Annotated in this window: 23 protein-coding genes; 14 read left to right on the top strand and 9 right to left on the bottom strand. The window is 54.0% G+C overall.

Features of this window, described 5'->3' with window-relative positions; all coding sequences use genetic code 11:
* The first annotated feature begins 121 nt into the window (after positions 1-121).
* From M0R70_06650 to M0R70_06695, 10 genes are all read left to right on the top strand, one after another.
* On the top strand, positions 122-2,446 hold the full coding sequence (locus M0R70_06650) for an FAD-dependent oxidoreductase (protein MCK9419039.1): 2,325 nt from the start codon (positions 122-124) through the stop codon (positions 2,444-2,446).
* A 158-nt stretch (positions 2,447-2,604) separates the two neighbouring features.
* Positions 2,605-2,913, top strand: a complete 309-nt coding sequence (locus tag M0R70_06655) for a nucleotidyltransferase domain-containing protein (protein MCK9419040.1) — start codon at positions 2,605-2,607, stop codon at positions 2,911-2,913.
* Positions 2,900-3,250, top strand: coding sequence for a DUF86 domain-containing protein (locus M0R70_06660; GenBank protein MCK9419041.1), 351 nt, complete (start codon positions 2,900-2,902; stop codon positions 3,248-3,250). Before M0R70_06655 ends, M0R70_06660 begins: the two co-directional genes overlap by 14 nt.
* 280 nt (positions 3,251-3,530) lie before the next feature.
* Positions 3,531-3,869, top strand: a complete 339-nt coding sequence (locus M0R70_06665; GenBank protein ID MCK9419042.1) for a DUF1523 family protein — start codon at positions 3,531-3,533, stop codon at positions 3,867-3,869.
* A 202-nt stretch (positions 3,870-4,071) separates the two neighbouring features.
* Positions 4,072-4,896, top strand: coding sequence for a PilZ domain-containing protein (locus tag M0R70_06670; protein ID MCK9419043.1), 825 nt, complete (start codon positions 4,072-4,074; stop codon positions 4,894-4,896).
* A 147-nt stretch (positions 4,897-5,043) separates the two neighbouring features.
* Positions 5,044-5,463: a response regulator gene (locus tag M0R70_06675; GenBank protein ID MCK9419044.1), complete on the top strand. Its 420-nt coding sequence runs from the start codon at positions 5,044-5,046 to the stop codon at positions 5,461-5,463.
* Positions 5,464-5,772: 309 nt separating this feature from the next.
* Positions 5,773-6,324: a DJ-1/PfpI family protein gene (locus M0R70_06680; protein ID MCK9419045.1), complete on the top strand. Its 552-nt coding sequence runs from the start codon at positions 5,773-5,775 to the stop codon at positions 6,322-6,324.
* A gap of 20 nt (positions 6,325-6,344) precedes the next feature.
* Positions 6,345-6,914 (top strand): flavin reductase family protein, encoded by a 570-nt coding sequence (locus M0R70_06685; protein ID MCK9419046.1) that lies wholly within the window; start codon positions 6,345-6,347, stop codon positions 6,912-6,914.
* 219 nt (positions 6,915-7,133) lie between these two features.
* Positions 7,134-7,868 (top strand): metallophosphatase family protein, encoded by a 735-nt coding sequence (locus M0R70_06690; GenBank protein MCK9419047.1) that lies wholly within the window; start codon positions 7,134-7,136, stop codon positions 7,866-7,868.
* Between the two features lie 330 nt (positions 7,869-8,198).
* Positions 8,199-8,897 carry a PilZ domain-containing protein gene (locus tag M0R70_06695; GenBank protein MCK9419048.1) on the top strand — a complete coding sequence of 233 codons (699 nt, stop codon included), beginning with the start codon at positions 8,199-8,201 and terminating at the stop codon, positions 8,895-8,897.
* A 26-nt stretch (positions 8,898-8,923) separates the two neighbouring features.
* Here the strand turns inward: M0R70_06695 and M0R70_06700 are convergent, their stop codons facing one another.
* The 4 genes from M0R70_06700 to M0R70_06715 all read right to left on the bottom strand — a co-directional run bounded on the left by M0R70_06700 (position 8,924) and on the right by M0R70_06715 (position 11,024).
* On the bottom strand, positions 8,924-9,121 hold the full coding sequence (locus M0R70_06700) for a ferredoxin (GenBank protein MCK9419049.1): 198 nt from the start codon (positions 9,119-9,121) through the stop codon (positions 8,924-8,926).
* A 43-nt stretch (positions 9,122-9,164) separates the two neighbouring features.
* Positions 9,165-9,392 carry a DUF2249 domain-containing protein gene (locus M0R70_06705; protein ID MCK9419050.1) on the bottom strand — a complete coding sequence of 76 codons (228 nt, stop codon included), beginning with the start codon at positions 9,390-9,392 and terminating at the stop codon, positions 9,165-9,167.
* A 218-nt stretch (positions 9,393-9,610) separates the two neighbouring features.
* Entirely contained in the window at positions 9,611-10,348 is a 738-nt protein-coding gene (locus tag M0R70_06710; protein ID MCK9419051.1) for a PilZ domain-containing protein, read from the bottom strand.
* 142 nt (positions 10,349-10,490) lie between these two features.
* Positions 10,491-11,024 (bottom strand): HPF/RaiA family ribosome-associated protein, encoded by a 534-nt coding sequence (locus M0R70_06715; GenBank protein MCK9419052.1) that lies wholly within the window; start codon positions 11,022-11,024, stop codon positions 10,491-10,493.
* Between the two features lie 278 nt (positions 11,025-11,302).
* On the opposite strand from M0R70_06715, the gene M0R70_06720 reads away from it, so the two are divergent.
* Entirely contained in the window at positions 11,303-11,986 is a 684-nt protein-coding gene (locus M0R70_06720) for a PilZ domain-containing protein (GenBank protein ID MCK9419053.1), read from the top strand.
* A gap of 50 nt (positions 11,987-12,036) precedes the next feature.
* On the opposite strand, the gene M0R70_06725 is transcribed toward M0R70_06720, so the two are convergent.
* The 5 genes from M0R70_06725 to glgC form a co-directional block, all read right to left on the bottom strand.
* Positions 12,037-12,606 carry a hypothetical protein gene (locus M0R70_06725; protein MCK9419054.1) on the bottom strand — a complete coding sequence of 190 codons (570 nt, stop codon included), beginning with the start codon at positions 12,604-12,606 and terminating at the stop codon, positions 12,037-12,039.
* 32 nt (positions 12,607-12,638) lie between these two features.
* Entirely contained in the window at positions 12,639-13,295 is a 657-nt protein-coding gene (locus M0R70_06730; GenBank protein MCK9419055.1) for a response regulator, read from the bottom strand.
* A 1-nt stretch (position 13,296) separates the two neighbouring features.
* Positions 13,297-14,808 carry a HAMP domain-containing histidine kinase gene (locus M0R70_06735; GenBank protein ID MCK9419056.1) on the bottom strand — a complete coding sequence of 504 codons (1,512 nt, stop codon included), beginning with the start codon at positions 14,806-14,808 and terminating at the stop codon, positions 13,297-13,299.
* Positions 14,809-14,826: 18 nt separating this feature from the next.
* Positions 14,827-15,831: an ABC transporter substrate-binding protein gene (locus M0R70_06740; GenBank protein MCK9419057.1), complete on the bottom strand. Its 1,005-nt coding sequence runs from the start codon at positions 15,829-15,831 to the stop codon at positions 14,827-14,829.
* Positions 15,832-15,978: 147 nt separating this feature from the next.
* Positions 15,979-17,211 carry a glucose-1-phosphate adenylyltransferase gene (glgC, locus tag M0R70_06745; GenBank protein ID MCK9419058.1) on the bottom strand — a complete coding sequence of 411 codons (1,233 nt, stop codon included), beginning with the start codon at positions 17,209-17,211 and terminating at the stop codon, positions 15,979-15,981.
* A gap of 393 nt (positions 17,212-17,604) precedes the next feature.
* Here glgC and M0R70_06750 point away from each other — a divergent pair, with 393 nt between their 5' ends.
* The 3 genes from M0R70_06750 to M0R70_06760 all read left to right on the top strand — a co-directional run bounded on the left by M0R70_06750 (position 17,605) and on the right by M0R70_06760 (position 22,847).
* Positions 17,605-20,400 (top strand): transporter substrate-binding domain-containing protein, encoded by a 2,796-nt coding sequence (locus tag M0R70_06750; protein MCK9419059.1) that lies wholly within the window; start codon positions 17,605-17,607, stop codon positions 20,398-20,400.
* 295 nt (positions 20,401-20,695) lie between these two features.
* Entirely contained in the window at positions 20,696-22,168 is a 1,473-nt protein-coding gene (locus M0R70_06755) for an ASKHA domain-containing protein (GenBank protein MCK9419060.1), read from the top strand.
* Between the two features lie 31 nt (positions 22,169-22,199).
* Positions 22,200-22,847: a YkgJ family cysteine cluster protein gene (locus M0R70_06760; protein ID MCK9419061.1), complete on the top strand. Its 648-nt coding sequence runs from the start codon at positions 22,200-22,202 to the stop codon at positions 22,845-22,847.
* Positions 22,848-23,077 lie beyond the last annotated feature (230 nt).

Below are 23,077 nucleotides of genomic sequence, written 5' to 3' on the forward strand. Positions count from 1 at the left end.
ATTGCGGAATGAAAGTAAACCGCAAAAAATATTTACCACAGAGGACACGGAGAAAATCTTGGGTTTTATTAAACAAACGGTTTTCCTCGGTGATCTCTGCGGTTAAAAAAGGTTAGAGGATATGATCATCAAGGGCACTATCAACGGGAAACGGGTCTCTTCAAAAGACCTTGAAGAACAGGTCCAGAAGGCCATCAAGGACGGCGCCAGGGACATCAGCGTCACCGCTGAAGGCCAGCACGGCATCGGCGGCAGGATCTGGCCCCGCGAAGGAAAGATCAAGGTCGCCATCGAAGGCACCTCGGGCCAGCGTGTGGGCAGCATGGGCATGGACGGCACGGAGATCCTGGTCAAGGGCTCAACCTCTGACGATACGGGCTGGCTCAACTGCGGCGCCACCATCACGGTGCTCGGCGACGTGGCGAACGGCGCACACAACGCAGGCGCACAGGGCAAGCTCTATGTGCAGGGCGGCGGCGGCGCGCGGTGCGACACGATGACCAAGAAGAACCCGCGTTTCCCTGACCTTCAGTCCTGGTACTTCCGCGGCGTGGGCGACTCCTTTGCCGAGTTCAAGGCAGGCGGTATTGCCGTGGTTTGCGGCGTGGATCCCCGCGATCCTGAGAACGTACTCGGCTACCGTCCCTGCGTGGGCATGGTGGGCGGCACGATCTATTTCCGCGGGCCCATCAAGGAATACAGCAAGGCGGATGTGCAGCTCCTGGACCTCACACCCCAGGATTGGGAGTGGCTCACGCAGAACATGAGACCGTATCTCCAGGCCATTGATCGCATTTCCCATTATCAGGAGCTTGCGAAGGACGTGAATGCCTGGAAGAAGCTGATCGCCCTCACCCCGGCGGAGAAGAACGGTAAAAAGGGCAAGCTCAAGATGGGACTCACCGAGTTCCGCATGAACGTGTGGGAGAAGGAAGTAGGCAAGGGAGGCATGTTCGGCGCCTATCTCACCCACGACCGGTCCGTACTTCCTTATATCACCACCGGCGAGGAACGCCGCTGGATGCCGGTCTGGAAGAACGACAAGTATCTTCCGCCCTGCGCCTATGCGTGCCCCTCGCGCATCCCGTCGCACAAGCGCGCGCAGCTGATCAGGCAGGGGAGGACCGCCGAGGCGCTGGCGCTCGTGCTCCAGTACAGCCCGCTTCCGGCAACGGTCTGCGGCACGGTCTGCCCGAACCTCTGCATGACCGATTGCACCCGCGGCAGGATCGACCAGCCGCTGAACATCAAGGCGTACGGTTCGGCCGCGCTGAATCTCAAGGCCCCGAAAAAGGCAAAGTCAACGGGCCGGAGCATCGCGATCATCGGCGGCGGACCGGGCGGTCTTTCCGCGGCATGGCAGCTCGGCCTCAAGGGCCATAGCGTTGACCTCTATGAAGCGGGCGGCAAGCTTGGCGGAAAGCTCGAGATGTGCATCCCGCGCGAACGCCTGCCCAAGAAGATCCTGGACAAGGAGCTTTCGCGCTTTGCGGAGATCGGCGTGAATGTCCAGGTGAAGTCCCCGGTGGACAAAAAGAAGTTCGAGAAGATATACAAGGACCACGACGTGGTGGTCATCGCCGTCGGCGCACAGGAAGGCAGAGTGATCCCGTTCCCGGGCCACGAAGACGTGGTCGCGGGCATCGATTATCTTAAAGAAGTGAACTTCGGCAAACCCCGGAACCTTGCGGGCAGGAAGGTCGTCGTGATCGGCGCGGGCAATGTCGGTATGGATATCGCCTGCCAGGCGTATGACCACGGCGCCGAGAGCGTGATCGCCGTTGATGTGCAGAAGCCGGCCAGTTTCGGCAAAGAACAGGAGATGGCAAAGGAAAAGGGGACGCAGATACTGTTCCCGAAGTTCACCGAGAAGTACGATGCCGGGGCAAAGAAGCTCTTTTTCAAGGATGGCACGAGCCTCGATGCGGACCTGGTCATCATCTCCATCGGCGAGAAGCCGGTGCTCGACTTCCTGCCTCCGTCGATCAACACCGAGCGCGGCTATATCACGGTGAACGACCTGAACCAGACCTCGGACGTGAAGGTTTTCGCCATCGGCGACGCGACCAAGCCGGGACTGGTGACGAATGCCATCGGCCAGGGCAAGGTTGCCGCCGATGTGATCAACGCCCAGCTGATGAACACTGATTATGTGCCCGACGAGCGGCGCGTGATACCCTACGAAAAGGTCAAGACCCAGTATTACGAAGTTTGCAGGATGGCGGGCAAGTTCTCGGCAAAGAAGGAAGCCGACCGCTGCATGAGCTGCGGCTCCTGCCGCGACTGCGGCATGTGCGAGCAGTCGTGCTACTACGGCGCCATCTCGCGCAAGAAGCTGCCGAACAAGTCATTCGAGTATGTGGTGGATGAGAACCTCTGCATCGGCTGCGGCTTTTGCGCCGGTATCTGCCCCTGCGGAGTCTGGGACATGGTGGAGAACGAGTAGAGGAAACTTCCTTTCCCCTCGAGGGAGAGGATGGGAGCCTGCCCCCGAATGCAAGCCCTTTGCCTGAACACTGGTAAGGGCTTTTTTTATTGTTTCCCCTTGCGTTTTAAAAGGGTTTATAGTACCTTTTTTATAAGTAAGGAATGGAGAGAAGCAAAATGGGTAACAGGGCAAAAATAGAGTTATCAAGCGATGCAATTGCGGCGTTTTGCAGGAAGCACCACATCCGCAGGCTTGCCCTCTTCGGATCGGTTCTTGGCGACGGATTTCGCAGTGACAGCGATGTGGACGTACTTGTGGAATTCGAGTCGGGACACGTAGTCGGTCTCCTTCGAATGGCAGGCATCGAGCGTGAGCTTTCGGAGCTTGTGAGGCGACAGGTTGATTTGAGAACGCCCGCTGATCTGAGCCGTTACTTCAGGGATGACGTGCTTGCTTCTGCTGAGGTGCAGTATGCGGAAGGATGACGTCATTCGCCTGCGCCACATGGTGGATGCGGCTCGGGAAGCGCTGTCCTTTGCGCAAGGCAAGGACCGAAACGACCTTACCTCCAACCGGATGCTCGTACTTTCCCTTATCAAGTCCATTGAGATTATCGGCGAAGCTGCCTCAACGGTAACTCAGAAATTTCGTGAACTTCATCCGGAACTCCCGTGGAAAGACATTGTTGCCATGCGTAACCGTCTTATTCACGTCTACTTCGATATTGACCTCGACCGAGTTTGGGATACTATTGTTGATGACCTTCCACATCTGATCCTTGTTCTGGAAAAAGTTATAGCGCAGGAGAATGAGAATTCTTAGGGAAACTCGCTTTTGTTGCGATTGCGGTGTCTGGGACATGGTGGAAAACGAGTAAATGTTTTTTCCACGGATCTGCCCTGTGAGACGAATTGGATGGAGTTGAACGGGGTGTGTACGGATGCCTATGGATGAAATTATATTCAGCCGCGAATTGACATGAATTGGGAAAGCCCTTTGCCTGAAGCTGGCGGAGGGTTTTTTGTTGTTTTACATTGATTCACTTCCTCCGCGTTCTGCGGTGAAAGATTTTGACACTACTAACATAAAAAAAGGAGATGTCATGGCGGGATTTTTCAGAAGTTTCAAGTTCAAGGCGATCGTGACCGGAATCCTGGTTTGTATCCTGACGGTCTTGTACAGTTATTTTGTTGCGGACACGATCCAGACAACAATAACCGACGCCCAGATGACGAAGGTGGAAGGAAGGTTCATGATCGCCACTGAATACCGGCCTTTTGTCAATGAAGATGTCTGGTATCGGTTCAAATTCGATTCCGGCACGGTTCAGAACGAAGCGATCCGGCTCAAAGGGAGGCCGGTCAAGATCAAGAAATACGGATGGAGAGCGCCGATCTTCTCGCGGTACGAGAATATCGTGAAGATCGAAGAGGTGAAGTAGAGAACGCATTGCGTCGCTTCCCGGGCAGGTGCCCGGAAGCCAAATGAAATGAAAGAGCAGAAGATTTCTTTTAAAAGGTTTTTAACGGTTTTGTTGACAGCGTATCGTTAATTGGTTACACTGTACAGTATGGGTTGCGGGGCCCATCCCTGTCGACGTGCACCGGAATCACCGAACTTCACATCATCGCGGAGGATATATCATGGAGGCTTCCAAGGCTCTGGAGCTGATCGAACAGATGGAAGTGAACCTTGCTGATATGTACACGAAACTGCGGGCAAAGTTCAGCGGTGAGCAGGCGCTCGAGGATTTATTTTATCAGCTCCACCTGGAAGAGCTGGATCACGTCAACCTGGCGCGGATGCAGCAGCGGGTCATCCGGGCCAAACCGAGCGACTTTGGAGAGGTGTATCTCAACTTCACCGACTTTAACAAGGTAACATACCTGATGAAGATGATCCTTGCCATGCCTCGTGACAAGGTCAATGAGATCCTTGTTCAATGCTATCTGATCGAATCCAGCCTGGTTGAACAGTATGTCGTCGCAGCGCTGAGGGACTCCAATAAGGAAATGAAAGAGCTGCTCGAGATCCTGAGCCGGGGTTTCCGCGACCATCTGGCAAAGCTGGCTGTCCGCGTAAAAGACCTGGGTGCCGATCTGACGAACCTCGATTCGGTCCGGCTCTTTCCGCGCGTGTCCTTTTCCGGCAGGGTGATGATCAATGAAAAGACCCATGCAAAAAGCGTTGATATCAGCGAAAGCGGCGTGTTTCTCCTGACCACGCAGACCTTTCCCGAAGGGACGAACATTATGCTGTCATTCCCGATCGGGACCGGCGTGGTGGCTACTCAGGCCGTGGTGCGATATTCCGTGCCGAACGCCGGCATCGGGATCTTGTTCAGCGGACTCTCAGAAGAACACCGCGCTCTGATCAGGGAATTCGTCGAGGATGCCCTTCAAAAAATATCGAACGAGTCGCTGAAAAAGCAGGAAGGGCTTGACGAAGGCCGGTCCGGGACAGCCTGAGCAACCATTGCGGCCAATAGGTATCCCCCATACATTGACACCACGTTCCCGATAGAGGCATTCGGAGATGACATAAACACACGAATAAAGCGTCATTCCCGAAGGGGTAATCGGGAATCTGATTTCAGGTGATGAAACTGTTGTTGCATGGTTCTATTCATCAATGATGAAAGGCATGGAACAAGCATGCTGTCTTTTGAGAACAAAAAGATCCTCGTTGTAGACGATTCGCAGACGATGCGGATGTTCCTCTTCTTTCACCTGATCAAGCTGCTGCCGGGGGTACAGCTCGTTGAGGCGGAGAACGGCCTGGAAGCGATCGAGAAACTGAATCACCATGACGTCGACCTTATCCTCACTGATATGAATATGCCGGAACTGGACGGGGCCGGGGTCATTCGCGCTGTCCGCCAGGTCTTTAAAAAGGACACGCCGATCATCCTCATCACCACGAAGGGTGAACTTCCGGACCGTGAGCGGGGCCTTGCACTCGGCGCAAACGGGTACCTCACGAAGCCGCTCAACATTCTCGAATTTCGTGAAAAGATCCTGCAATACCTCCTTTGAACAGATACTCCGGAGCATGCCCCCGCAAGAGACTTCCCGTCACGTTCTGATCGTTCTTAACAGGCTGTTGAAAAAGTCTTTTTGTGGTTCGACAGGCTCACCACGAACGGATAAATACGAATAAATTCAATACACGCTCCGTTCGCCCTGAGCCCTGAGCTTGCCGAAGGGTCGAAGGGTAAACTAAGTGTTTTTCAACAACCTGTTAATGTACGCCAGCTTCTTTTCCATGAGTTGATGAATCGGGGAAAACGCGATATACTATTACCTTATTCGAATACAGATTTCACCGGGATACAGGAGGTGTCTATGCCGAGAGTAACAGTCATACTTGCGGACGGTTTTGAGGAAGTGGAGGCCATGGCCATTATCGATGTTCTGAGACGCGCCGAGATCGACACGGTGGTCGCGGGTCTGCACGGGGGATTCATCACGAGCGCCCGAGCGGTGAAGGTCATTCCCGATACGGTGATCGACACGGTGAAGGCGGATGATTTCGACATGATCGTACTGCCGGGCGGCCAGCCGGGCTCGGACAACCTGAACGCGGATTTGCGCGTGAAGGAACTGATCACAAGCTTCTCACAACAAGGGAAACTGACCGGCGCTATCTGCGCCGCGCCCATCGTGCTCGCGAGTGCGGGTGTGCTGAAGGGCAAGCGCGCGACCTCGTTCCCTTCCTACAAGGACAGGCTTGGCGGAGCGGTGTATGTGGAAAAGTCCGTGGTGACGGACGGGACCGTGTTGACCAGCAGGGGACCGGGGACGGCACTTACCTTCGGTCTCGCCATCGTCGAACGGCTGGTGAGCAGGGAGAAGGCGCAGAAGATCAAGGAAGCCATGCTGATCCACTATGATTGACATTGTATGAGGGGGAACGCATGAAAAAGAAGATCGGGAACCAGAACGTGCTCTATCCCATGCCGGTGACGATCGTGGGGGCGCTTGTGAACGGGAAGGTGAACTTTCTGAACGTCGCCCACGTCGGTATCCTGAATGCCGGAGCGCCCCATCTTATTTCACTCGGCATGGGAAAGGTGCACTACACCAACGCAGGCATCAGGGAAAACAAAACCTTCAGCGTGAACATTCTTTCGCAGGACAGGATGGTGGAGATGGATCATGTGGGCCTGGTCTCGGGCAGCAAGACCGACAAGTCGGATGTCTTTGATTCGTTCTTCGGCGAGTTAAAGACCGCTCCGCTTATCCAGAATTGCCCGCTTTCCATGGAATGCAGGCTCCATGATATCTATGAAACCGCGACGCACGATCTATTCATCGGCGAGATCGTGGCCACGTATGCAGATGACGCCGTGCTCACCAACGACAAGGTGGACCTGACAAAGGTCAAGCCGCTCTTGTTTGACAGGAGCAGTATGATGTACTGGACCCTGGGGCAGGCAGTCGGCAAATGCTGGAGCGTGGGAAAGCAGTATAAAAAACCGGAATAACATCCGAGCTCGATGCGTATCCCGGAGCAATGTTATTTCCCGGTTCGATGAAGCCTGGCAACTCGATGGGCCGCTCCTGCACCGTCATTCCGAACTTGACCCGGAATCCAGGGTATCTTTTTTTCTAGATTCCCGTGAGACAGACGCATCCCCCTCCCAAGAGATTTGCTACAATAGAGTGAGAACACTTCACCGTCCTTTGATCGGGAAGGGTGTACTATGCGCATTGCCGTCATTGCTGATATCCATGCGAACCTCGAAGCGCTGCAGGCTGTTCTGGGCAGGATCGCCGAGCTCGCCGTCGATGAGATCGTCTGCCTCGGCGATATCGTGGGGTACCATGCGAACCCCAATGAGTGTGTTGATATCATTCGAAGCCGGAAGATCGTGAGCGTGCTCGGGAACCACGATGCCTGCGCATCGGGACTGGAAAACCCCTACCGTTTCAACGCGCATGCGTGGGCCGCGGTTATCTGGACCCGCGAACACCTGACCGAAGGGAATAGATCGTTTCTCCGGAATCTGCCGCGTGAAATGAGGGTGCACGATTTTTATCTCATGCACGGGTCGATCCATGACACCAACCGATACCTTCTGTCCCGGGCTGATGCCGTTGACAATTTTCAATTGCTTGCGGGATTGCCCGGCGCCCTGAAACTCGGCTTCTTCGGACATACGCACGTGGGAACGGCATTCATCGATCACCAGGGCAGCATTTCAAACGATCTCTCATCCGAACTTTCGCTGTCGCCGGGAACGCGTTATCTGATCAATCCCGGCAGCGTGGGGCAGCCGCGCGACGACGACCCCCGGGCTTCTTTCCTTGTTTACGATCGCGATGAGCGCACCATGCTGTTCTTCAGAGTGGAGTACGATATCAAGGCGTGTCAGGACAAGATCGTACGAGCGGGACTGCCGCCGCAGCTTGCGTGGCGGCTTGACCAGGGACAGTAAGTGATCGATCAGGAGCTCCGGAGTAAGTCGTGTTCAGGTGAACTGAAGAAGTATGGGGAAAGCGCCTGGTTCAACGGAAGAGGTTTTCCTATCGGATGAGCCTTTAGCAAAAGTATTGTTCATGGTTCGACAGGCTCACCACGAACGGAAATATCCCGGAGTATTCAGTGCACCACTGTTCACCCTGAGCTTGTCGAAGGGTCATACATGGACTTTTGCAAGAGGCTTGGAGCATAAAATAGTTTTTGCGTCGTTAACTAAAGTATGATATTATTGCGCCATTGCTTACTGTTTGAGGCAGGTCACATAAACCTTTTCAAAGGGGTACTCATGAAAAAAATACTGGTCACCGATAAAGTTATGACGATCATTGAGAAGGAAAAAAACTTTCTTCACCGGGAGGGCATCAAGCTGATCACGGCAGCGACGAACGACGAGGTACTGTCCATCCACCTTACGGAGAGGGTTGATATCATTATCGCAGACCTCCCTACGCCCGGGATGAAGATCGAAGAGCTTTGTTCCACGATACGGTCGGACAAGGCATTTAGCAGGGTATCGATGATCATTCTTTGTCCGGACAACGCGGCGGACATCCAGAGATGCGCACAGTGTAAAGCGAACGCGGTTCTCATGCTGCCGCTGGACCCCGCCCAACTCCTCGAGAAAGTGCGGCAGCTCATGGATATTTCCTGGAGGGAGTCGTACCGTGTTCTCGTGAGTGTGAGTGTCTCGGGGAGCAGCAAGGAAAGAACATTCTTCTGCCGTTCGGGAAATATCAGCATAACAGGGATGCTTATCGAAACGGAAAAGAACTTCGAAAAAGGGGACAAGCTGGCATGCTCGTTCTTTCTCCCCGATTCAGCGCAGATAAAAACAAACGGAGAGATCGTCAGGGTCATCAAGCAGGTTGCGGGTTCGAAGACCTCTCAGTACGGCATTAAATTTTCTTTGCTTCCTGCCGAGGCAAGGTCCGCTATCGAGGTCTTTGTCGAACGGAAGTCCCAGGTCAGTACGTCCAGGAGGTGACCTCCCTGCGGCCCGGGGTCATGCATTTACTCGATCGTGATTGCGCGATAGGGGCAGATGGTCGGCACGTCTTTATGTTCCTCGAAACGGAACTTCGTGTAGTCAATGATCCAAGCCTTTTCGTCCCTGATCTCGAAGAGCATCGGGTACACTTCGGCGCACGCCCCGCAACCGGCGCATAAACCGTAATCAATGTTCAGGGTAAGGATAGGGTCGCTTTTCATCGATAGAGAGATGCCGGAGGGAAAAGCCCCCGGCTGTTCACGCTCACTTTTTTGAGATCTTAACCTTCCAGGTTATCGGTCCCTGTTCCAGATACTCCCATCCGAAGAGCCCTTCCCGCTCATGCAGGAATGAATAGTAGAGCGGTTTTGGGTCATGGTCATTGGTCAGAAGGAATGCCGCGCCCTTCTCGAGTTCATCAAAGGTCCTGAAGATCACGGGATGCCGGTCCCGGGGGATGATCGTTGTAACATCCAGCTCTTTTAACATCATAGTTCACCTCCCCTTGTTATTTCATCACTTCTCGTATGATGGTAATCTATACTACATGCCCGGGGTTTGCTATGACCCATATCATACCCATAATGAACTAATCAACGGGAGGCGTACTTGCCATGGTTTAGACAGGTCTTGAAAGATGAGAAGTCGTCACACAAGCATACGAACCATCAGGGTGTCCCCAAAGGGACCCGGCGCTGATGATTGTTTAATTAAGAACCTATCGGTCCTTGCTGTCCGATACCTTCCTGAACCCGTTCGAGAATGAAAGCCTTGATCAAAGTCCTGTCCTCGGGGCTGACCTTGGTGAACTTCAGTCCAACGCCGGGCTCCTTGAACGGCCCCTCATTGAACGAAGTAACGTACAGGACGACTGCCTCGAGCTGTATTGCCCTGCCTTTGATGTCGAAGGTTACCGCAACGCGGGTATTCACCGGCCGGGGCGCGAGGGTCCTGAAGAACATCCCGTACTCTGAAAGGACCGTGACATATCCTTCATCCCGGGCGAGATCGTCTTCCAGGTTCGCCATCAAATAGGTGGCTACCCGTATGTTTCGGCGCGGGCCCCGATGGATGACCTCCTCGACGATCCGGTAGAACTCTTCAATATTGATTGGTTTTCTGAGAAAGGCGACGAATTCCCCGTGGCGGGCCCGATCTTCGAGCGCCCGGTCGGGCGATGACGACAGGAGAATGAGCGGGACGTCCGAAAAGCGAGGTTCTTTCTTGATTCGCGAGAGAATCTCGGCGCCTGTCTGGCCCGCTTCGGAGACGACAGCGGCCGGCGGCGCCACGCACATGAACTCGATCGCCTCCGCGGCAGAGTGCGCGGTGAAGATGTTGCAGCCGAACCGCTGGAGCAGCATGCTCGTAGAAAAACGGTCGTCGACATTGGAGTCCACAACCAGGACAAAACGTTTGTTCTTCTCCTCAGGATTTGTCACCGCCATGTTCCATCCCTCCTTGTGTTCGCAGCAGTACAAGACAGGGTGCCGCCGCACCCTCTTCGCGCACCAGGTGACAGTATGCGTGCTATCCGGAAAAAACTGAGCTTACCGCCTTCAGGCGCGTCCGGATCAGAAAATGTTCATTTCACCTGATGATCGAGACGCGCGCTGCCTGCGGACCCTCTTTCCCCTGCTCCTCGATGAACGTCACTTCGACCCCTAATTTCAACTGGCTGAAGTCGTCATTGAGAACGCTGTTGCGGTGAAAATAAATCTCGCGAAGGTCAGATGTGATGATGAAGCCATACGACTGGTCGGGAATGATCCTGATGATGCGGCCGGATGGAGGCGCCTCATGGGTCTTCACCTCACCCCGCTTCCGGCGGGCGTGCTCCTCAAGCCACCTGGTGGCGGTGTTGAAGGCATCACGGACCGCGACATACGGATCTTCATTTTCTTCGCGGGTTACCGCCAGTTCCTTGCCGGGCGCGGTGATATCGATATGAACGCTGAAAAGTTTACCCTGATGCTGCCGGCGCTGCGATTCCTCGACCACGACCCGGCAGCTCATGATCCTGTCGTAATATCTGTCCAGCTTGGCCGCTTTCTCATTGATCTTCGCCTCAATAGCCTCGGAATGCGGCATGTTTCGAAAGGTGATCTGCAAGGGAATTTTCATGGTTTATCCTCCAGTGCGCGGTATCCGGCATTTGTGCGTCCCTGATTCAACCGTAGCACAAAGTATATTGAGTGTCAAATTCCGCTCTCCATCTTCATCCGTGAACGGGTAATGGCAGCAGCCATACCGCATTTCCCGCGATACTTTTTCCCCTCATCAGTGAAGAGGTTCCCGGTTGACCATGGATTGATACGTGTTGTTTTTAATATTGATTTTATGATATAGTTACCCTCGTGAATGGCGGGTATCATCGATAGGAAATTTGGAGGCAACCTGTTTTGCGGATCAAGAGGGAACATACGCGGTTCGATCTCATCGATATACAGGGCAAGATGACCCTGGTCAACAAGGTAGAGCTCGTTGACATCAGTCTTGGCGGAGTTGGATTGAAAGTAGACAAGCGCTTAGAGGTCGGCAGGGAATATCTGATCAGACTTGGAGACAAGGAGCATGGTCTCGATGTGAGGGGCGTCATCGTGCGTTTTACCTTGATTGGATCGGAAGCGGGGGCAGATGGAGAAAGTGTTTTAATATACTCGGCAGGTATGAAATTCAAGGCGGGCTCGGAAGACAAGATCACCGCTTTTCTCAATTCCGTTGAGCATCGTACAAAAGAGGAAACTTCGCCGATGGCTGAGCGGAGGCTCGATGCACGGTTCCAGATCAACGCTCCCCGGGAAAAGATCATGGTCTTTCCCTCAAATTTCAGGGTGAAAGACATCACCTCCGGCAGCATGCTTATCCATTCTGATCAGCCCCTGCAAAAGGAAAGCATGGTCCCGATAGAATTGTATCTCAACGAGGATGATCATCTTAATCTTATGGGAAAGGTCTTTTCAAGCCGAAAAATGGAGGACAGGGAGCCGGCCACCTATGAAATAGAGATGACATACGCTGATCTGGCGGAGAAGGACCAGGCACTGCTTCAGAAGATCAAGGACTACCTGGCAACGCAACACTAGTTCAGGAGAGGCCGGAAGATGGATGATGCAGAGAACAGGAGTGCCTCTGCTTACCTGAAGAGGACCGAAAAAGATATCTCAGGATATGTTTCGGCACAGGAGGAGTAAACGGTCCTGTCGCAGCGCACGTGACTGGCATGAACCACGCCGACGCCGAAACAGGCGTTTCGCCCCGCTGAATAATACACTCCGGTACGTCCGCCGACCGTATCGTTGTCCGGATTATTCTGGATAAACGTTCTTTGATAGAAGATCCCGGCGTAGGGATTGAACGGGCCGGCCGTGTTCAACACGAACCGTACCTGGGGACTCACCCGCGTGATTCCCGGCGATGCTCCGAACCATGTCTCGGCGTCAAGCCCTACCTCGAGCCCGTCTGCAACGAAATAACCGCCTCCTATTCCCAAGACCGAATAATTCCGGTCAAAGGCGGTGGCGCCTCCTGCGTGAATTGCAAGGCGCGCGCTTCCCTGGCTGAACGAAAATGAACCTGAGCCCGTCGCGGCATGGGCCAAGACCGGCAAGACCACCAGCATTGCCAGACACCAGCGAAGAAGTCTCAGCGTTCGGCGAACGGCAATAAATCGCTCTCTATTTTTCAACAGAAGCACGAAGACCATGGTTTCTCCTGCAAGGATGGGACGCTGTTCAGTTATTCGCCGGATGGATTCCTTTCCCTTGTAAAATAATCGGGATATAATTTTTTGGCGCAATCCGAACATATTCCATGGCTGAACTCGGCATCAGTGTGTTCGCTGATATAGGCTTCTATCTGTGTCCAGGCGCCTTTATCATCGCGGATCTTTTTGCAGGAAGAGCAGATCGGCAGTATGCCGTGCAGAGTCTTAATCGTGGCGAGGGCCGATTGCAGATCGGCAATAAGTTTTTCGCACTCCTCCCGGTGCCGTTGCTGCTCTCTCGCGAGGTTGATCGTTGCCATGCATTTCTCCAGGCCTGAGAAGAGCTTTTCGTGGTCTATGGGCTTCAGCACATACCGGTCAATGCCGATGTCAATGGCATTCAGAAAATAGTTCGTATCATTATGGGCGGTGGTGACGAGAATCTGTGTTTTCTCGTCCAGCGCTTTTATCTCCCGGGCCATCGTGAGCCCGTCCATGACCGGCATCCTGATATCGGTGATGACAATGCCGGGCCGGTGCAGACGAAAGAGCTCCAGTCCCTCTTTCCCGTTTTCCGCCTGCAGAAGGGTTTGCACTCTTCTGCCGAGCGGCGCGCTTACGGCCGCCCTGGTCAATGCTTCATCCTCCACATACAACACCGCTACTTCCAGTTTATTCGCAAACGTCATCTCACACCTCGATCCTGAATTCGGCCCCGCCGTCCACGTTGCGGGCGGTCAGCCGGCCGCCCATGTTATTTTCAATGATCACCTTCGACATGTACAACCCGATCCCCGTACCCTGGCCTGGTTCCTTGGTCGAGAAATAGGGTTCAAAGATACGGTCCAGTATCCCGGCAGGGATGCCCCCGCCGTTGTCCGTCACCTTGATCACGACCCGCTCTCCCGGAAGTTCAAAGTCAATTGCTATCATCCCCTTTACCCCCGGGCCCATCAGGCCATGCTCCCGGCACTCTAGAATCGCGTCCTTTGCGTTGTTGACAAGATTCAGAAATACCTGCTTCATCTCGTTCTCATACCCGAGTATCATCATTTCTTCGCAGGGAATAATGGGGGAGGTGAAGTCCTCGAAGGTCCGGTTATGGACATGGCACGTGATACGGTACGATATCCGATAAGTCAAAAGCTGGGAGGAAACCATGGTCAACACCTCCGCGGCCGCCTGTTTCACATCAAAAGACTTCTTTGTTTTATCGGGATGGAAAAAGTCCCGGAAGTCGTCGATGGTTCTCGACATGAACTGGATCTGCTGCATGGCGTTCTTCACCGAACGGTCAAGATACGTGCGGTCGAGTACGCCATATTCGCGGGCGTCCTTCAGGTCCTGGATGATCGCATTGACGGCGTTCAACGGCTGCCGCCACTGATGGGCGATGGCGTTAATCATCTCGCCCATGGCCGCCAGCCTGGACTGGTGGACAAGGATCCGCTCGGATTCCCGCCGCGCCTGTTCCGCCCTGAGCCGCTGCTCCGCCATGGTGTCGAAGGCGCGGGACACGTCGCCGACTTCGTCGCGGGAGGTCGACTTGATCCGATACTCGAGGTTGCCGGAGGCAACGGCCTGCATGCCTTTTTGCAGCGCCGTGAGCGAACCGGAAAAAGCGCGTATGATAAAAAAGGCCGTCGAGGGAACCGCCAGGGCGAGAATGACAAGGAACACGATGAAAAGCCGGCTCTGCCGCTCTGCATAGGCAACAGAGGAGTCGTGATTGATCGAGTGCAAACGCTCCACCTCGGCCATGATGATCTCCATCTCCTGGAGGAGGCGGCTTGTTATGCGATCGGCAAACTGCCGCGATCTCGCGCTTTTTTCTCGATCATGAAAGCCATGAGCGCTGAGCTGGGCGAAGAGATATAAGAGCGTTCTGTGGCCCCGCTTTATCAGGTCGAGGGTGTTCTTCTCTTTGTTGTCGCTGAACAAGGGGGCAACGGTCTCAAGCTGTTTTCCGATGTCGGTATGACGCTCCATCCATTGAACGTTAATGCGTTCCTCGCTATATACACGGTGCTCGAGCGTAAGCTCGTTGAGCAGTGACAGCTTCTTGGAGATATCGTCGGCGAGCTGTGCCTTGTCGTTCAGCCGGGCAATGACGATGGTATTGCGGTACTGGACCACGCCAAGGTTCAGGACCAGGACGATGGGAAGCACCGCGATAATGATCAGTTTATCTCTGATTTTCATTCCTGTCTCGAGCTCACATTACATGGTGACGGCATCCGGCTTGAGAGACTGGAGAAACTCGCGGCGGATGAAGGTCAAATAATTTGGAATTGAGGTCCGGGATGTCTGACGGATTTCGATCGTCCAGCGCGCATGGTCCCCGAGGGCGATCAGGGCCGCCTGGGGAAGCGAAACGGCAAAGCGTGAATCTTTCAGGATCGATTCCAATTCCGCCTGGTTTCCATTGGCAGCCTTGATGACCAGTGCCGCGACCTTGGCGGGGTTTTCAATAGTGAACCGCTCGGCGCGCAGCAGCGCGGCGAGCAGCCGGCGGACGATGTCGGGATTGCCGTCCACGTAGGTTTTCATCCCAAGCAGGTAGTTGGCGTTGTAGCATAGCCCCGGCTCGCTGAGGATAACGGCATTCCGCCCCAGAAGTTTTTTCCCCGAAAGGATGGACGCGTCGGAACCGGAGTAGGCCTCGATCTCTCCACGGGCGAGGGCCTCTGGCATATTCAGCGGCTCGATAAACCGCATTTTCACCTCGCGGGCAGCGAGGCCGTTCTTTCTCAGGAACATGTCGAAGAAGAAGTGGGAAATGGTGTTTTTGCGCACACCGACGATCTGTCCCTTGAGATCCGCGGCCGTCCTTATCCCCCGGTCTCTCCGTGCGATGATCTTGGTGGCGTTCTCCGATGACGCTAGCGAAGCGAGGATGACAAAATCGTCATACTCGAAACTCCGGCTGACAATGGGAGGCTCGCTGGTTGAGGAAAAGTCGCACTCGCCTGCGACGAGCGCTTCCATGGACAGTTTACCGTCCTTCTTGTTAATGAGGGTTATCGCGAGGCCTTCCTTGGCATCGAATCCCTGTTGTCGCGCGATAAGAGGGAGGATCGTCAGCATCCCGCCCTGGCAAAGGGTCACCGGAGTCACGTTGTTTTGCAGACCAGAGGATTGCCGGTCCTTGCATCCCGATACCGGCGCGCTGAACAGCATCACGCAAAAAAATACGAGCATCGGGAGGTACTTTATCGTCTTCATGCCGGTCTCCTTTCGCGTTTGTTCTTAATGTCAGGATTTAACCACAGAGCACACAGAGAAAAAAATATTTTGTATCGAGGAATTGCCTCTGTGTCCTCTGTGGTTTCATAATTGCTTCATCGGTTTTCACGGGACTTTTAACACTACCTATTTCGTAACCACCACGATGCCCGACTCGGTGACGATGCATCCGCGCATCCGGTCCTCTTCATGGTTGAAGCCGATCTCCATCCCTTCCGGAATGTTGATGTTCTCATCGATGATGGCCTTCCTGATCCGAGCGTGACGGCCGATCTGCACGTTCTCGAAAAGGATCGAGTCCTCGACCAGGGCGTAGCTGTGGACCTTGCAGGAAGGCCCGAGGATGGACCGCCGCACCATCGCCCCGCTGGTGATGCAGCCTCCGCAGACGAGCGAATCGAGGTTCTGCCCGCGGCGGCCGTTGTCATCGAACACGGTCTTGGCCGGCGGGAGGTTGCCCTGGTTGGTCAGGATCGGCCACGTATAGTTATAGAGGTTAAGCTGGGGGCTGACGTGGATAAGGTCCATGTTCGCGTCATAATACGAATCCAGGGTGCCGACATCCTTCCAATATCCCCGCTCGTTCGGTTCCATGCCGGGAATATTATTATCAAAGTAACTGTAGGCAAAGACCTTGTCTCCCTGGTCGAGCATCATCGGGATCACATGCTGTCCGAAATCGAGTTCCTCATAGGCGCGCTTTCCCTGTTTCAGGACGTCGATCAGTTTGCTCATGGAGAAGATGTAGTTTCCCATTGAGGCGAAACAGGTATTTCTTCCCGGGACAAGGGGCGGATCCTTCGGTTTTTCCAGGAACGACTTTACGCGCAGGTCTTCGTCCACGCGAACGATGCCAAAGCGCGATGCATCTTCCACGGAGACATCGAGTGCCGCAATGGTGAGGTCCGCCTTGTTCATGCGGTGATACGTCATCATCTGCGAGATGTCCATCTTATAGATATGGTCGCCGCCGAAAATGACCGCATACTCGGCGCCGGACGACTCGATGAGCCGGAGGTTCTGGTAGATGGCGTCGGCCGTGCCCTTATACCACTGTTCGCCCATACTCGTTGTCTCGGGAGAGATGGTGTCGTAAAACTCGCCGAGCCCGACCCATTTGCCCCAGGACTCTTTGATGTGTCTGCTGAGCGAGTAGGCATGATACTGGGTCAGGATGTAGGTCTGCCTGATGCCGGAATTGAACATGTTGCTCAGCACAAAATCAATGATCTTGTATTTTCCGCCAAAGGGGACCGCGGGCTTCGGTCTGCCGATCGTGATGGGGCTGAGCCGCTCGCCCTTGCCGCCCGCGAGGACCATGGCGATGGTATTCCGCGTGATGTTGGCGCTCGTATACATGCTGGTTCCACCCCGTGTTGATGCAGAGTATGATAAAAAGGTCGGCGATGCGCTCGTCGTATAAAATCATAGTATATATTCCGTGAAAAGACAAGGGCGAAAAGCATCACTTTTCGGGTGAGTCCCGGGATGAGAACGCGGTTTTGCCTTTTCAACGGTCATACTCGCCATGGCGGGACGCCGCACCGCTAATTTTAAGAGTTGTTCCCATTCCAAGAGAATTTCTGCTAAAATATGGCAAATAATAATGAAACACATAAAAAGAGTTCACGGATTCAGGATTATAGCGAAACCATCATGATAAATCCTCATGCTGTTTCGGCTGGCCCCATTTTTAGAGGGGTTCATCCGATTTATGGGGCGCTCAACGCGAAACAGCAGTCAAAAAAGAAAATGAAATATAAACCGCTCCCCATAGCATCAGCATTATTGTTTGGCATTCTAACCCTCCTGTATTACTCCGGGTCGGTGTATGCCCAGCAGGGGGCTGGAGAATTCCTTGCGGGCGTGCCCAGGAATTTCCCTCCTCATTATTCAATTGATAACAAGACAGGGGAACCTGCCGGCTTTGCCATCGATATTATGGACGAGGTTGCGCGAAGGAGCGGTATCAGGGTCAGATATGTCGTGTATCCCACCTGGGCAAAGACCTTTGAGGCGATGGAAAAGGGCAAAGTGGTTCTTATCCCGAACCTTGGAATTACTGCCGAGAGGGAAGCGTACATGGACTTTACCTCACCGGTTGAAACTGCTCCTATTGTTATATTCGTGAGAGCAACTACCACTGATATTAAGAGCGTCGACGACCTGGACGGGAAAGAAGTGGCTGTTGTGGAACAGAACAAAGGACTCTTCCTGATGCAGGAAAGGGGAGGGAGCAAACTGCTCATCTATGCTTCACAGGACGAAGCTTTTCTGTCACTTATCTCGGGGAGATCGGATGCTCTTGTGTTCCCGGAACCTCCTATTGCCTATCTTTCCCGAAAATCAGGTCTTGATGGACGTATTAAGATTGTCGGGAAACCGCTCCTTGAGGTCAAACGGAGTATTGCGGTCAGGGCAGGCAATCACGAATTGCAGAAGAAGCTTGATGATGAGGTGAAGACCTTTATTAAGACCCCACGGTATGCGGATATCTATGCTAAATGGTACGGCAAGCCTGCGCCCTATTGGACCGCACGAAGGGTGGCTGTTTTTGGGGGTGGCTTCCTCGCATTGGTGATCGTAACGTTGGTAGTCTGGCGATATCTTTCAATGCTCAGGTTGAATAGAGACCTGAAAGTCGCCTTCGAGGAACTGAAAAAGGCGGAAGAGGCGCTGCAAGAGCGCGAAGAGCGTTTACGCTCGGTCATCGAACAATCGCCGATCGGAATAGCCTTATCCCGGGACGGTATTACACTTGATGCGAATAAGGCCTATCTGGGCATGTTCGGATACTCCGCTATTAAGGAATTGAGCGGGAAACCCCTCATTGACCAGATCGCGCCGCAGTGCCGTCCCGAGATACTTGATCGCATAAGTCGTCGCGCGCGGGGGCAGGCGGCGGAAACCGCCTATGAAACGATCGGACTGCGCAAAGACGGTTCTCAGTTCCCTTTCTACGTTTCGGTAAGCAGGATCAATTTGCCCGACGGCCCCGTGACGATCAGCTTTTTTATCGACATCACCGGGCGTAAACAGACGGAGGCGGCACTTCACGAAAGCGAGGAAATATTCAGCCAGTTCCTGCAGCACAGCCCTATTTATGTTTTTTTCAAGGATGATGCTGGCAGGCCTGTCAGGCTGAGCAGCAATTTCGAAAAGATGCTTGGCAAGCCCGTCCCTGAACTGCTGGGAAAAACAATGGACGAGCTGTTCCCCACCGACCTCGCAAAAAGCATGATCGCAGACGACCTGCGTATTTTAAAGGAAGGGAAGCAGGTTGAGATCGAAGAAGAATTGAACGGGCGGTTTTATTCGACGATCAAATTCCCGATTTACCGCGACGGCAAGGCGCGTTACCTTGCCGGTTTTACCATGGACATCACCGACCGCAGAAAGCTCGAAGAGCAGCTTCTGCAGTCGCAGAAGATGGAGGCTGTCGGCCAGTTTGCCGGCGGCATTGCCCATGATTTCAATAATATCCTGACGGCGATCATCGGCTACGCGTGTATTGCACAAATGAAAATGAAGACGGATGATCCGGTGCGCGTGAATGTCGACCATATCCTCGAATCGGCGAACCGGGCGGCCGCGCTGACGCAAAGCCTTCTCGCGTTCAGCAGGAAGCAGGTGATGAATTTCCGGCCCGTGGACGTGAACGAGATCATCCAGCGGGTCGAGAAGTTCCTCCAAAGGATCATCGGCGAGGACATTGAGATGAAGACCATTGCGAAACAGGGCGCGCTTATGGTGAATGCCGACAGCGGCCAGATCGAGCAGGTCCTCATGAACCTCGCGACCAATGCGCGGGACGCGATGCCGAAGGGAGGCGTGTTAACCATTGAAACGGACACCGTCATGGTGGATGATGAGTACATCAGGATGCACGGTGTAGGCAAACAGGGTCCCTATGCCGTGGTCTCGGTGTCCGATACGGGTGAGGGCATGGACGAGACGACACGCAAGAGGATATTCGATCCCTTCTTCACGACCAAGGAGACGGGCAAAGGCACGGGGCTCGGCCTTTCGATCGTCTACGGCATTGTCCAGCAGCATAAAGGCTTTGTCAATGTCTACAGCGAGCAGGAGAATGGGACAAACTTCAAGATCTATCTGCCGATCGTGCAAACGCCGGCTGAGGTTCACCAGACACTGGCTGTCTCGACACCGGTGGGCGGCATTGAAATGGTCCTGCTCGCCGAGGACGACGAAAAGATCCGGGAGCTTTCCCGGCAGGTGCTCCAGGATTTCGGCTATACGGTCATTACCGCCAAGAACGGCGAAGAAGCGGTCCTGAAATTCAGGGAACAGAAAGACCGCATCCGGCTCGTCATCCTTGATGTGGTCATGCCCAGGATGAGCGGCAGCGCGGCGTATCAGGAGATGAAGAAGATACGTCCCGATATCAAGGCCATGTTCATAAGCGGCTACGCCGCCGATGACGTGCATATCAAATGGCTTCTCGCGGCAGGAATGAGCGTTATCCAGAAGCCTGTTTCACCCACGGACTTTCTGAAAAAGGTGCGTGAAGTGCTGGAGAAGAAATAGTGAGGGATCGGAAGTTCCCCCGATTACGACATTCGGGGATATGCTCCGTTCGGAGTAACAGCGTGACGCATCGCCAGGCCGTCGGATTGACAATTCGGCGGTTTTTTTCCGATTGAAATCTTCATTGACAGTCTTCCCCCCGGTATGTTATGCATAGTGCTGCCTGCAACTGCGGCCATCTTTTCTCAGTCCGTCATCTCCGAGTGTTTTAATCGGAGATATGGTGTCTATTCGAACTGTTCCCAAAACCAGATTCCCGATAAAGGCGTTCGGGAATGACAACAATAAGAAAACAATGACCCCACTGATCTTCAAAAAAAGCATTAGCCTGCCGCCGCCGTCGGATAACGACCGCAGGGCACATGACCAGAGAATTAAGGATACCCTGGGGCTCGGACCCATCGACATACCGCTCACGGTATTGAAACGGTTTCCCTTTTTTCTTAACACGGGTGCGCCTTTTTCCTGCATCATCGGCCGGATCAACAGGGAATACAAACTGCTTGACGTCGGAACCGAGCGGTCCTATTCCATCGCGCTTGACCTCGGGACCACCAATCTGGTCGCTCTGCTGTACGACAATATCGCGCAAAAGGATGTTCTGACGAAAAGCGGGGAGAATCCCCAAATCATATTTGGCAGCGACATCATGACCCGCATGCACCACACCATGTCGGGCAACGGCGAGGAAGTCTACCGGGTGCTCGCGAACGGGATCAATGGACTGATCGTCGATCTTTGCCGGGACGCGCGGGTCAACACGCAGGATATCCACGCGATGACCGTGGCCGGCAATACGGTCATGACCCATTTTTTTCTGGGCCTTGATATTTCCACGATACCGGTTGAACCGTTCACTCCCGTGGTACGCACCCCGGGGTCCTTCAGCGCATCGGAGCTGAATATCGCGATCAGCCCGGAGGCCATCGTGTATGTGTTTCCGAATGCCGGGAGCTATGTGGGCGGTGATATTACCGCCGGCATTCTGGCATCGGGCATTGCCCGGACAGACAAGACCTCGATCCTGATCGACGTGGGCACGAACGCCGAGATCGTGATCGGGAACCGGGACTGGATGATCGTGGGGGCTGGCGCCGCCGGTCCGGCGCTTGAAGAGGGGATATCGAGGATCGGAAAACGCGCGAACAAGGGGATCGTCTATGATGTCGAGATCAGGGGCGGGGACATCTCCTGCAAGACCTTTGACCAGGCCAAGCCCGAGGGGATCTGCGGCTCGGGCATGGTGAGCCTGCTCTATGAGCTCTTTACGTCAGGGATGATCGACAAGAGCGGGGCCCTGGTCGACGGGGAGCATGTTACGGTCATTGATGGTGAGAAAACGCTCTCAATTGTCTGTGACGGCAGCGAAGCCCTTTTTATTACCCAGAACGAGATCCAGAGTTTCATGAGATCAAAGGCGGCCATGTTCACGCTGCTCCTTGTGCTGACGCGGTCCGTGGGCATCTCGTTCAAGGACATCGAGACCGTGTTTGTGTCCGGCGCCCTCGGTACCGGCATCAATGCCGAGAAGGCCGCCGGCATCGGCATGCTCCCTCAGTGGCCCGCGGTAATCGTCAAGCCGCTCGGTAACTCGTCCCTTGAAGGTGCGCGCATGCTGCTCATGGATAGCGGCCTGGTGAATACGGTCAATGCCGTCGTGGAAAAGATCACGTACAAACCCATGCAGGACGACCCGGAGTTCATGAAAGAGTATATGGGCGCGGTATTCATTCCTCATACGAATCCGGAGATGCTGAAGGTAGGGTGAGAAGTTTGGAGTTCGGAGTGCGGAGTTCGGAGTGAAAAAAACACAGAAGAATAAGGGCGGCCTTTCGCGGCGTCTCCATTTCCCTGAAGATGAAAAGCGGCTGCCGTGGCTGCCGCTGCTTCTCGATGCCCATGCGATCGCGGACACCGGCATAGCCATTGCGATACGCAATGAAGAGAAGCTGAGAAAAAGAAAACTCGCGTGCGGCAAAGGATGCGGCAATTGCTGTGAGCATCAAAAAGATCTGCCCCTTTATCCCCACGAGCTGGTCGGCATCTACTGGTATGTTTCTGAAAAATTGCCTGCGACCACCCGGGATGCGCTGACAATCCGTCTTTCCACCCACATGGCGGATTCCCCGTGCCCGTTTTTAATAGATGGGTCCTGCTCCATTCATCCTCTCCGGCCTCTCGGGTGCCGGCAGTTCAACGTTTTCACCACGCCCTGCTCGCCGGGAGAAGACCCCTACCATACGAGGCGGGACGACGTGCTTGTTCCCATCGCCGACTATACGGACCGGGCGTTCGCCGCGGTGCTGCCGTTCTATAATATGAAGAGGGAAGGGGACCTTTCCAGGGCGATTAAACTTATCCGCTCCCAGATCATGAACCTCCAGACCTTCAACTGGGGCAGACTGCTTGCCATGATTGAACAAACAGGATCCCTCAAGTCCGACTGATCAAGACCGTTATGTTCGTTTTTCAATATGTTCCTGAGGATGAACACTCCGGCAGATACGGGCATCAAAAGTCATCTTCCGGGAGGGCCTGCGTCAATGGGCTGGGCCGCTAATGACATTACCGATAAATTTGGTTAATAAAAAATAAACTTGACCTTACGCGAAAAAAATGGTATGTATAGTATACTTAGTAATATGTTCACGGAATGGGTGCTGACTATGACTGAGGT

This window comes from Nitrospirota bacterium, assembly GCA_023229435.1.
GTDB lineage: Bacteria > Nitrospirota > UBA9217 > UBA9217 > UBA9217 > JALNZF01.

Excerpts from the sequence above, each read along its gene's own strand:
- M0R70_06695 (MCK9419048.1), top strand. The coding sequence starts at position 8,199 with ATGAAAAAAATACTGGTCACCGATAAAGTTATGACGATCATTGAGAAG.
- M0R70_06650 (MCK9419039.1), top strand. The coding sequence starts at position 122 with ATGATCATCAAGGGCACTATCAACGGGAAACGGGTCTCTTCAAAAGAC.
- M0R70_06700 (MCK9419049.1), bottom strand. The coding sequence starts at position 9,121 with ATGAAAAGCGACCCTATCCTTACCCTGAACATTGATTACGGTTTATGC.
- M0R70_06685 (MCK9419046.1), top strand. The coding sequence starts at position 6,345 with ATGAAAAAGAAGATCGGGAACCAGAACGTGCTCTATCCCATGCCGGTG.
- M0R70_06655 (MCK9419040.1), top strand. The coding sequence starts at position 2,605 with ATGGGTAACAGGGCAAAAATAGAGTTATCAAGCGATGCAATTGCGGCG.
- M0R70_06675 (MCK9419044.1), top strand. The coding sequence starts at position 5,044 with ATGGTTCTATTCATCAATGATGAAAGGCATGGAACAAGCATGCTGTCT.
- M0R70_06730 (MCK9419055.1), bottom strand. The coding sequence starts at position 13,295 with ATGACGTTTGCGAATAAACTGGAAGTAGCGGTGTTGTATGTGGAGGAT.
- glgC (MCK9419058.1), bottom strand. The coding sequence starts at position 17,211 with ATGTATACGAGCGCCAACATCACGCGGAATACCATCGCCATGGTCCTC.
- M0R70_06680 (MCK9419045.1), top strand. The coding sequence starts at position 5,773 with ATGCCGAGAGTAACAGTCATACTTGCGGACGGTTTTGAGGAAGTGGAG.
- M0R70_06750 (MCK9419059.1), top strand. The coding sequence starts at position 17,605 with ATGAAATATAAACCGCTCCCCATAGCATCAGCATTATTGTTTGGCATT.
- M0R70_06710 (MCK9419051.1), bottom strand. The coding sequence starts at position 10,348 with ATGGCGGTGACAAATCCTGAGGAGAAGAACAAACGTTTTGTCCTGGTT.
- M0R70_06660 (MCK9419041.1), top strand. The coding sequence starts at position 2,900 with ATGCGGAAGGATGACGTCATTCGCCTGCGCCACATGGTGGATGCGGCT.
- M0R70_06690 (MCK9419047.1), top strand. The coding sequence starts at position 7,134 with ATGCGCATTGCCGTCATTGCTGATATCCATGCGAACCTCGAAGCGCTG.
- M0R70_06725 (MCK9419054.1), bottom strand. The coding sequence starts at position 12,606 with ATGGTCTTCGTGCTTCTGTTGAAAAATAGAGAGCGATTTATTGCCGTT.
- M0R70_06715 (MCK9419052.1), bottom strand. The coding sequence starts at position 11,024 with ATGAAAATTCCCTTGCAGATCACCTTTCGAAACATGCCGCATTCCGAG.
- M0R70_06665 (MCK9419042.1), top strand. The coding sequence starts at position 3,531 with ATGGCGGGATTTTTCAGAAGTTTCAAGTTCAAGGCGATCGTGACCGGA.
- M0R70_06735 (MCK9419056.1), bottom strand. The coding sequence starts at position 14,808 with ATGAAAATCAGAGATAAACTGATCATTATCGCGGTGCTTCCCATCGTC.
- M0R70_06705 (MCK9419050.1), bottom strand. The coding sequence starts at position 9,392 with ATGATGTTAAAAGAGCTGGATGTTACAACGATCATCCCCCGGGACCGG.
- M0R70_06740 (MCK9419057.1), bottom strand. The coding sequence starts at position 15,831 with ATGAAGACGATAAAGTACCTCCCGATGCTCGTATTTTTTTGCGTGATG.
- M0R70_06755 (MCK9419060.1), top strand. The coding sequence starts at position 20,696 with ATGACCCCACTGATCTTCAAAAAAAGCATTAGCCTGCCGCCGCCGTCG.
- M0R70_06670 (MCK9419043.1), top strand. The coding sequence starts at position 4,072 with ATGGAGGCTTCCAAGGCTCTGGAGCTGATCGAACAGATGGAAGTGAAC.